This window comes from Parasphingomonas halimpatiens (assembly GCF_036663795.1).
Lineage (GTDB): Bacteria > Pseudomonadota > Alphaproteobacteria > Sphingomonadales > Sphingomonadaceae > Sphingomonas.
In genome coordinates this window covers 1-9168 of record NZ_JAXOJP010000069.1, presented here as the reverse complement: position 1 = coordinate 9168, position 9168 = coordinate 1, and the positions used below count along the sequence as shown (strand labels likewise).

The following is a 9168-nucleotide window of genomic DNA, read 5'->3' as shown; positions in this document are numbered from 1 at the left end:
ATTGGGCAAAAGCAGCTTCTGCCGGCGATCACAGCCCTCAATGAAACGTCCCACTTCGGCGCCTCCTGCAACGCCAGAATCATAGCATATCAGGGCGTTTTCACACAGCCTCCACCAATTTGAGACCTTCCCGTTTACGCGTTCCCGACCTCGGCGCACCCCGCGCTAACCGGTCACCCCGGCGAGATGGAGCGCGACACCCAGCACAGCCGTGGTGGCGAGCGTCGGCAGCGTGCCGGCCTTGAAGCGCAGCACCGCGACGATCGCGCCGAGCGACAGCAGCAGCGCCCAGGGATCGAGGCTCGCCGGCACCGGCAGGTCGAAACGCAGCGGCCCGGCGGCGAAGGGTGTCACGCGGCGGAAGACGGTGTGGAGCGCGAACCACAACGCAAGGTTGAGGATCACGCCCACCACCGCCGCGGTGATCGCCGACAGCGCGCCGGCGACCGCAACATTGCCGCGCAGCCGCTCGATGAAGGGCGCGCCGAGGAAGATCCACAGGAAGCACGGCACGAAAGTCACCCAGGTCGCGAGCAGCCCGCCTAGCGTGCCGGCGAGCAGCGGCGGGAGCAGGCCCGGCGCGCGATAGGCGCCCATGAAGCCGACGAACTGCAGCACCATGATCAGCGGCCCCGGCGTCGTCTCGGCCATGCCGAGCCCGTCGAGCATCTCGCCGGGGCGCAGCCAGTGATAGGATTGCACCGCCTGCTGCGCGACATAGGCGAGCACGGCATAGGCGCCGCCAAAGGTGACCGTCGCCATGGTCGAGAAGAAGGTGGCGATCTGGCTGAAGATGTTGGCCGGGCCGAGCCACACCAGCAGCACCGCCACGGGCACCAGCCACAGCGCCAGCCACACCGCCGCCACGCGCAGCGACTGGCGCGCCGAAACGCGGGCATGGTCGGGCAGTTCCTCGCCGAGCAGCGTATCGGCATCGGCGACGATGACGCCCTTGGCAGCGCCATGCCCGCCGCCCACGCGGAACACCGCCAGCCCGGCGCGGCCGCCGAACCAGCCGACCAGCCCCGCCGCCAGCACGATCAGCGGGAAGGGAATGCCGAGGAAGAAGATGCCGATAAAGGCGACCCCGGCAATGGCGAGCATCACGCGGTTGCGCAGCGCGCGCCCGCCGATGCGGATCACCGCCTGCAGCACGATCGCCAGCACCGCCGCCTTCAATCCGAAGAACAGTGCGCTGACGATGCCGAGCTTGCCGTACAGCGCATAGACCCAGCTCAGCGCCATGATCGAGACCATGCCCGGCAACACGAACAGCCCGCCGGCGACGATGCCACCGCGCGTCCGGTGGAGCAGCCAGCCGATATAAGTGGCGAGCTGCTGCGCCTCGGGGCCGGGCAGCACCATGCAATAGTTGAGCGCGTGGAGGAAACGGTGCTCGCCGATCCAGCGTTTCTCCTCGACCAGGATGCGGTGCATGATCGCGATCTGACCGGCCGGGCCGCCGAACGACAGCGCGGCGATGCGCAGCCACACCCAGAAGGCGGTGCCGAGCGTGACCGGACCGGGGCGCGCGGCGGGCGCGGCGGAAGGGTCCGTGACGGGGTCGAGAGCGGTCGCGGGCATGCCTGTGCTCCGGCGTTGACGTCGCACGATACGGCCGGTTCGCGTGACGCCTGTCAACAAAGCTAGCATTTCAGCCACGACAGCAAAAGTGCCGCCGGCGCCGCGCTGCGTGCCGCCGGCGCCCTACGCCGCACCGCCGCCCTGCCCAAAGGTGCTGGCGGCCATTGTCAGGTCGCGTCGCCGACCGTAACGATCCCCGGCGACGCAACGAAGCGCGCAAGGAGAGAAGATCGATGTTCAGTCACATCATGGTCGGGGCCGACGATATCGCCGCCTCCAAGGCCTTTTACGACGCCACGCTCGGCGCGCTCGGCGTGCCCGCCGGCAACACCGACGACAAGGGCCGCGTGTTCTACATGACCAAGACCGGCATCTTCGCGATCAGCAAGCCGATCAATGGCGAGCCGGCATCGTGCGCCAATGGCAGCACGATCGGTTTTGCGGCGAGCTCGCCCGAACAGGCCGATGCGTGGCATGCGGCCGGCCTCGCCGCCGGCGGCACCGCCTGCGAAGACCCACCCGGCATCCGCTCGGGCGCGATGGGGTCGCTTTACCTCGCCTATCTGCGCGATCCCGCCGGCAACAAGCTGTGCGCGCTGCACCGCGTCCCCGCCTGAGCGGACACCTCCCTTACTGACATGAAGCGCGGGCCGCGGTGACGCGGCCCGCGCCGTTTTGGCGGCTATTCCGCCGATCGGCTCGGCGGCTGCTTTGACCGCGTCCGGGGGACCCTGTCGCCAAGCGCGGCGATGCCCCGATCGTGACAAGGCGGGCGGCTCATACCGAGGCTTCCACGCCCCGCACGGGGTTCTTGCGTCGCGCGATCAGATGGGCCGGCAGATCGACCGTCATCACCGCGCCGCGTTCGGGCGCGGGGCGCGAGCCGATGCTGATCCGCCCGCCCATTTCCATCACGATCTGGCGTGAAATGTAGAGCCCGAGCCCGGTGCCGCTGTCGGCCGGCTTGGTGGTGACGAAGGCCCCGAACGCCGACTCCGGATCCGACTGCATCATGCCCGTCCCGTTGTCGGTTATCCGCATGCGCACGCCATCGTCATCGACGGTGACCGACACGCCGATCTCACCCTGGAGGCCGGGTTCGCCCGCAGCGCTGCGCGACAGGATCGCATCGACCGAGTTCTGGATGGCGTTGACCAGCAACTGCTCGATACCGACGCGCGATACCAGCACCATCAGCGGTTCCGGCAGTTCGGTGCGGACGTCGACATTCTTCTGCACCATCAAGGGACGCATGAAGCGCAACGCAGTGTTGATCACCTCGCCGATTTCGACCGGATTGGGGTCGTCGTCCTCGATCCGCGAGTAGCGCGAGATGCGCGCGATGATGTCGCGGGAGCGATTCACCTGCTCGGAGATGCGGTCGAACTTGGTGCGTGCCTTGACGATGGCTTCGGGCGTGGCCTGGTCGATCAGCAGCCGGCCGTTTTCCGAAGACAGCGCGATGGTGAAGAGGGGCTGTTTGAGTTCATGGCTGAGCGCGGAGGCCATGCCGCCGAGCTCGACGAGGCGGGCCTGCTGGAGGACGCGATCATGCGCCAGCTTGGACTGGCGCAGGCGAACGATCCAGCCCGACCGCCAATGGCCCGACTCCTCGAGGCCGCGCGCCGAAAGCAGGAACCAGTCGGGCGCGGCGCCGCCGTCTATGCGAAATTCGACGAAGGCTTCGCTCGCCGCGCAGATCCCCGCGACCGCGTTGCGGTCGCTGGGATAGACGATGATCGTTTCCTTGCGCGCCGGGCAATCGATGCTGATTTCGGTAAAGTGCAGCACCCCCGTCTCGCGGTCGAAGCGAATGTCGCTGGCGAGCTTGAGGTCCATTTCGTCCTTGAGTTCGACGACGGCATCGGCAAGCCGCCGGCGATCGTCGGCCAGCGTCGCGAAGCGGTTGTTCGCCGCGACGATCGCGTCGATCGGGCTCGAAAACTCTTTGAACAGCAGGCGCCGCGGCTTGGTGATGTCGGGTTTGCCCAACGCCTCGACGACCAGCTTCCAGGCGTGGAGCGACTGCTCCACGCCGCGGTTCAGAAACAAATGCAGCAGCAGGGAGACGATCAGGATGATGCAGGGGCCGGTCATCTCCAGCAGCGCGCCGCGATAGGCCCGCTCCGCTACCGGCCGCGTCGAGTAGAAATAATAGTAATTTCGTCCCCCCACATCAACCTTGCCGCGCTGGCAGGCCGCCAGCCAGTAGGCGAAGGTATTGCGATCGTTGGGGCCGCTAACCTGCGCGCCATCGTCGATCCGCGTACAACCGAGGCGTCGCTTCACCGTCGCCTGGATCGACCCGGTGAGCCGGGACGCGATGATGATGTTACGTTCCGCGCGATCGCCGCCGACCTGCCGGAACATGTCCCGACCGCTGGCATGGTCGGCCAGGGAGCGACGAATTTCGAGCTCGGCGAACAGCGACGCTTCGGCACGGGCCTGGCTGAAGTCCTTCGAGAATCGACCGACATTGTTGACGAAGGGGACGAGCGTCGACGTCAATATGATCAGGCTCACAGTCGCGGGCATCAACCTGGTGAGGCGCACCGTCCGGCGACGGAACAGTCTGCCCTGGGCCAGGTCGAAGCCGACAATCGCGCAGATCATGTCGACGATCGCGGCCAACAGCACGTCGTTGAGCAGCTTGCGCAGCACCGCGAGCGCGATGACGACATCGGGCGCGCCGTAATGGAAGCGAAGGAAAAGATATCCCGCGGGTGCGGCAAGGAACACGGAAAAGATCAGCGTGGGAATGGCCAGGTCACGGAACCGGGGCATCCGCGCGATGGCAAGGACATGCGCCAGCGCAAGAACGATCGAGAAGACATGTCCCCACCAGAAATAGGATGGGAGCATCGTGATCGCCGCCACGGGCAGCGCCAGCCTTACCCCGCCCAGCCGATAGGCCAGCAGGTAGAAGAGCGGCCCGAGATACAGTTCGATCCCGGGGACCAGGATGATCCGGAACGAGCTTGCCGCCACAGCGACGCTCGCCAGGACCGCTGCCAGCAGCCAAGCGCGCAGGGTTTGCGGTCGGATGGCCGGGCTGTCCCGGTCGCGCTCGGCATAAGCCGCGCCGGCGTTACGCATCATCGCGACGTCCTGACAGTCGCCGGCCACAGCATCTGCAACAGCGCGGCCGGGTCGAGCGGCTTGGTCAGCATCGCGACCTGCTCCTGCGCCAAGGCGAGACGAACCTGCTCGGTCAGATCGGTATGTCCCGTCATGAGCAAGGCCGGCGCGACCTCCGGGCCGAACTTGAGCGAGTGGCGGATCGTCCGGATCAGATCGAGGCCGCTTCCGTCGGGCAGGTTGAAGTCGGTGAGAAGCGCGCACGGCCGCCACCCTTCCTGCAATGCCTGCACTGCATTTTTCACGTCACCAACCGCGCAAACCGCGAATCCGCGCAACTCGAGGAACTCGCACAGCTCCTCGCGCACGGCTGGTTCATCTTCGACAAGGAGAATACGCATGCGCTATCGTGGCCTGTCGGCGAAACAATCGTCCGACCAATAGGGCGGCGCACATGGCGCTGTCGCTTAGGTGAAAAACCGGAAGCGGGGCGGCAAGAGATGTTGACGCTTTGCTGATCCGAACCGGGGCTTGATTCGCCGGGCGTTCGCGGCTCTGGTCGACCGAGAGGTCGCGTAGCCTGCGATGGACGGTGCTGGAAAGGCTCGAATGGACCCGCTTGGGGGAAAAGACGCCGCGACGCGGACGCGGCAGGCCACGTCGCACGATGTCGCGGCGCTGGCCGGCGTTTCGCAGCCGACGGTGTCGCGCGCCTTGCGCGACAGCCCGACGATCGCGCACGCGACGCGCGACCGGGTGAAGGCCGCCGCGGCGGCGCTCGATTACCGCCCGCACCGCGCTGCCATGCAACTGCGCGGCGCGCGACCGGGCTGCATCGCGCTGGTGCTGCTATCCGCGCCGGGCGCCGACCGCGCCACGCTCAACCCCTTTTATTATGAACTGGTCGGTGCGGTCGAGGCAGCGGCAGCACGCCGTCAACTCAGCGTGAGTCTGTCCTTTCAGGGCGAGCGGGCAACGTGGCGCTGCGATTTCCAACAACGTGGCGAGGCCGATGGCGTTATCGTCATCGGCAGCGCCGCCAACCGCGCCGCGTGGCGATTTTTTGGCGAGGCCTATGCTGCGGGCGGCACTATCGTCGGCTGGGGCGCGCCGGACGACTCACTGCCCACGATACGCGCCGACAATCACGCGGGCGCGGTATTGGCGGTCGATCACCTCGTGGCGCAGGGGCGCCAACGCATCGCCTTTGTCGGCCCCGGCTGGCGCCGCCACCACGCTTTCCGCGCGCGACGCGATGGTTGGCGGGCCGCGCTGTCGCGCCACGGGCTCGACGCGATCGAGGGCGACGCGCCGCTCGCCGGCAGTCGGATCGATCAAGGCGCGGCGGCGATCGACGGCTTGCTCGTGCGCGGCGCGGCGTACGACGCCGTGTTCGCCGCGAGCGACGGCCTCGCGCTCGGCGTGATGCGCAGGCTGGCGATGGCGGGACGCACAGTGCCGGGCGATGTCGCGGTGATCGGCTTCGACGGCAGCTATCACGCCCGCGACAGCCAACCGGCACTGAGCACGATCGAACAGGATCTTGCCCGCGCGGGCGCGCTACTCGTCGATGCGATCATGGTTGGGCTGACGGTGGCCGGCGCCGTCGCCATGCCGGTGCCGGTCAGGCTGGTGACGCGCGCGAGCGCCTAGAACGGGATGACGTCCGCAACGATCACTCCCGTCCCGTTCGAGCAGGCGATCCGCATCCAGGCGCGGCCGCCAAGCCCGGGTCGAAAGCGGCGTGATCCATGCGTGTCATTGCCCAGGTCGAGCGACAGCAACCGCTGACCCGCGTAATATACCCAATATGCGCGGGCTCGCGAAGCCGGCATCTGCCACCTGCCGGGCTTATCGGGTGAGTCGTTCGCGACGGACTTTCCGTCGCCAGATCCTTCGGCGTGTTCCGCACTCGAAATGTGTCGAATGGCAGCATGTTGGTTGTCGAAGGGGAAACCGTATGGCGATCAGCGAACGACTATATTTCAGGCGTCGCGCGCGTCAGGAAATCGAGAGCGCGATGCGCGCCGACTCGATCGAAGCAGAGATCGCGCACGCCAGCCTTGCCGGACTACATCTCAGATATTGCGCGGCCTGCAACCCCGTCAGGACCAGCGAATGCGTCGGTTGTGCGCTGGGCAATGTCTGTGACGAAACGAGCGAAGCCGGTGGCAGGCATGCCCCTGACGCGCGCGACCGATGCACGGCGCGCGCGCGCTGAGGGGATCGCGCCACCCAGCGAGGCAAGGACAGTGACGGGCGATGCGCTCGACCCGACATGGTCGACGCACGATTGCCCGGCACGTCCGAGCGGGGCTATGGTCCCGGCGCCCGCCGTCGCCGCACCTTTGGCCGCGCGGCGACGGGCGCCGATTTCGCGCGAGGGAACGCCGATGGCGACATCACTTTACGATCTCAGCGTGCCGACTTTCTTGCAGACAGTCGGCGCCGTCGCGGGCTTTCTCGAAAAGGCGGCCGGGCATTGCGCGGCGACGGGCACCGACCCCGACGATCTGGTGAATGCGCGGCTCTACCCCGACATGGCGCCGTTTCATTTCCAGATCGAATGCGTCGCGAACCATTCGCTCTCAAGTCTGGAGGCTATCCGGGTCGGCGCGGTGCCGTTCGCCGCGCTGCAGGCGAAAATCGCCCGGGCGGAAGCGGCGCTGCAGGCATTCACCCCCGACGAGGTCGATGGCTGGTCGGGCAAGGCGCTCGACCAGCAGATCGGCCCGCGCCGGCTCGCCTTCGCCTCGGAGAGCTACATCCTGTCGTTCGCGCTGCCGCATTTCCACTTTCACGCCGTGACGGCGTACGACATTCTGCGCCTCGGCGGCGTACCGCTCGGCAAGCGCGACTATGAGGGCCGGCTGCGAACGACGCTCGCCGCGCACTCTGATCCATGACACGCGCGTCGGCCGCTCGGATTCCCTGACATGGCGGGTGAAGTCGCACCGCATTTCCTGCCCGATTGCCGGTGCGTCGATCGCGACACGGCGCCGCCAGAGCGTCCATACTTCTTTTCGATAGCCGGTCTCGTCGCGTTACGCTAAGTTCACCCCTTACGGGTTCTTAACCATCGCTATGTGGCCACGAGAGCAACATGGATGGGGTGTTCGGGCGTTTCGTGCGCCAACCATGTTTCGAGGAAGGGGGGATTCACATGATGAAATTGATCAGGATGGCCGCGATCACCGTGGCCGCTACGCTTGTCGCGCTGTGCGCCGCGGCGCCAGCCAGCGCGCAGGCAACGCGCACCTGGATTTCGGGGGTCGGCGACGACGCAAACCCGTGCAGCCGCACCGCGCCGTGCAAGACCTTTGCCGGTGCGATCAGCAAGACCGCGTCGGGCGGCGAGATCGACTGCCTCGATCCGGGCGGCTTTGGCGGCGTGACTGTCACCAAGTCGATCACGCTGGATTGCGGTAGCGGCCCCGGCGGCCAGGTCGGTTCGATCCTCGTCGCCGGCACCAACGGCATCACGATCAACGCGGCAAACATCAATGTTGTGGTGCGCAACCTGACGATCGACGGCATCCAGGGGGCGGGCACCCCCGGCCTGGTGGGGATCCGCTTCCTCCAGGGCAACAGCCTGACCGTCGAACATGTCAGCATCAACGGCTTCGGCAATGGCGGCGGCAACACCACCACGTCCGGCATTTCGTTCGAGCCGAGCGTCGCAAACGCAAGCCTGGTCGTGCGGAACGTGGATATCTTCAATAATTTGCAGAATGGCATCGGTATCAAGCCGACCGGCGTCGGCACGGCACTGGCCACGCTCGATCATGTCAATATTTCAACCTCGGCCGTGGCGTTGCAGGTCGAGGACAATTCGACCGCCGTCGTCTCCAACAGCAACTTTTCGAACAATGCGTTCCGCGGCGTCTACGCCAATTCATCGGCGAGCGGCCCGGTCAACGTCTCGCTCGATTCGGTGATCGTCGCGAACAATACGGGCTTCGGTATCGTCGCGACCAACGCAACGATCCGGCTGTCCAATGTCGGCACGTACAGCAACGGCGCGAGCACGAAGATCACGGGCACCGGTTCGATCCTGTCGTTCGGCAACAACCGTCTTGGCCCGAGCGCCGGCAACGGGGGCGTCAGCGTCGCTCCGACGCCCGTCACCCTGCAATAGGGGCCGGAAATATCCATATCGGGGCGACGCTGCCCGTCCCGATATGGCACGAGTCCCAAGGCGACATCGCCGGCCGGACGCGACACACTCAATGTGTCGCGGCGATCCCCTCATCGCATCGGCTGCGCCTCGGGGTGTTCGAACACGCTGCGCATGCTTGGATAGGCGCGCGCCAGTTCCGCGCCCAGCGCCGTGACGGCCTCGCGCCGCAGCGGCGCGACGCGGCGGTAGATGGCGACCCTGACGCCCTGATCTAGAGCGTGCTGCACGAAATATGAATCGTGATGGATTCCCTTTTTCTTTGAGATGTGATTCACCGTGATCGGAGGTGGATCATGGGTAAAGCGCATTCGATTGATCTTCGGGAG

At 66.5% G+C, this 9168-nt stretch carries 8 protein-coding genes; 4 read left to right on the top strand and 4 right to left on the bottom strand.

The annotated features are described in order from the left end of the window. Positions 1 to 165: 165 nt before the first annotated feature. Positions 166 to 1584, bottom strand: a complete 1419-nt coding sequence (gene chrA, locus U1839_RS26285) for a chromate efflux transporter (RefSeq protein WP_332806516.1) — start codon at positions 1582 to 1584, stop codon at positions 166 to 168. 233 nt (positions 1585 to 1817) lie between these two features. Between chrA and U1839_RS26280 the strand changes: the two genes are divergently transcribed. Continuing rightward, positions 1818 to 2201 (top strand): VOC family protein, encoded by a 384-nt coding sequence (locus U1839_RS26280; protein WP_332806515.1) that lies wholly within the window; start codon positions 1818 to 1820, stop codon positions 2199 to 2201. A gap of 160 nt (positions 2202 to 2361) precedes the next feature. On the opposite strand, the gene U1839_RS26275 is transcribed toward U1839_RS26280, so the two are convergent. Together U1839_RS26275 and U1839_RS26270 are read right to left on the bottom strand one after the other, a co-directional pair. Beyond that, a complete protein-coding gene (locus tag U1839_RS26275) occupies positions 2362 to 4683 on the bottom strand; it encodes a sensor histidine kinase (RefSeq protein WP_332806514.1) in 2322 nt (773 codons plus the stop codon). Next, the gene (locus tag U1839_RS26270) at positions 4680 to 5063 is read right to left on the bottom strand and encodes a response regulator (RefSeq protein WP_332806513.1); all 384 of its coding nucleotides are present in this window, start codon (positions 5061 to 5063) and stop codon (positions 4680 to 4682) included. Before U1839_RS26270 ends, U1839_RS26275 begins: the two co-directional genes overlap by 4 nt. Positions 5064 to 5271: 208 nt before the next feature. On the opposite strand from U1839_RS26270, the gene U1839_RS26265 reads away from it, so the two are divergent. From U1839_RS26265 to U1839_RS26255, 3 genes are all read left to right on the top strand, one after another. Further along, the gene (locus U1839_RS26265; RefSeq protein WP_332806512.1) at positions 5272 to 6315 is read left to right on the top strand and encodes a LacI family DNA-binding transcriptional regulator; all 1044 of its coding nucleotides are present in this window, start codon (positions 5272 to 5274) and stop codon (positions 6313 to 6315) included. Positions 6316 to 6839: 524 nt separating this feature from the next. Further along, positions 6840 to 7568 (top strand): DUF1993 domain-containing protein, encoded by a 729-nt coding sequence (locus U1839_RS26260; protein ID WP_332806517.1) that lies wholly within the window; start codon positions 6840 to 6842, stop codon positions 7566 to 7568. A gap of 260 nt (positions 7569 to 7828) precedes the next feature. Beyond that, positions 7829 to 8800, top strand: a complete 972-nt coding sequence (locus tag U1839_RS26255) for a right-handed parallel beta-helix repeat-containing protein (RefSeq protein ID WP_332806511.1) — start codon at positions 7829 to 7831, stop codon at positions 8798 to 8800. Between the two features lie 110 nt (positions 8801 to 8910). On the opposite strand, the gene U1839_RS26250 is transcribed toward U1839_RS26255, so the two are convergent. Then, on the bottom strand, positions 8911 to 9168 hold a 258-nt coding region (locus U1839_RS26250), incomplete at its 5' end, for a hypothetical protein (protein ID WP_332806510.1).

Bases quoted from the DNA above. Each gene is read 5' to 3' on its own strand.
- U1839_RS26260 (WP_332806517.1), top strand. From the start codon at position 6,840: ATGCCCCTGACGCGCGCGACCGATGCACGGCGCGCGCGCGCTGAGGGG.
- U1839_RS26275 (WP_332806514.1), bottom strand. From the start codon at position 4,683: ATGATGCGTAACGCCGGCGCGGCTTATGCCGAGCGCGACCGGGACAGC.
- chrA (WP_332806516.1), bottom strand. From the start codon at position 1,584: ATGCCCGCGACCGCTCTCGACCCCGTCACGGACCCTTCCGCCGCGCCC.
- U1839_RS26265 (WP_332806512.1), top strand. From the start codon at position 5,272: ATGGACCCGCTTGGGGGAAAAGACGCCGCGACGCGGACGCGGCAGGCC.
- U1839_RS26280 (WP_332806515.1), top strand. From the start codon at position 1,818: ATGTTCAGTCACATCATGGTCGGGGCCGACGATATCGCCGCCTCCAAG.
- U1839_RS26255 (WP_332806511.1), top strand. From the start codon at position 7,829: ATGAAATTGATCAGGATGGCCGCGATCACCGTGGCCGCTACGCTTGTC.
- U1839_RS26270 (WP_332806513.1), bottom strand. From the start codon at position 5,063: ATGCGTATTCTCCTTGTCGAAGATGAACCAGCCGTGCGCGAGGAGCTG.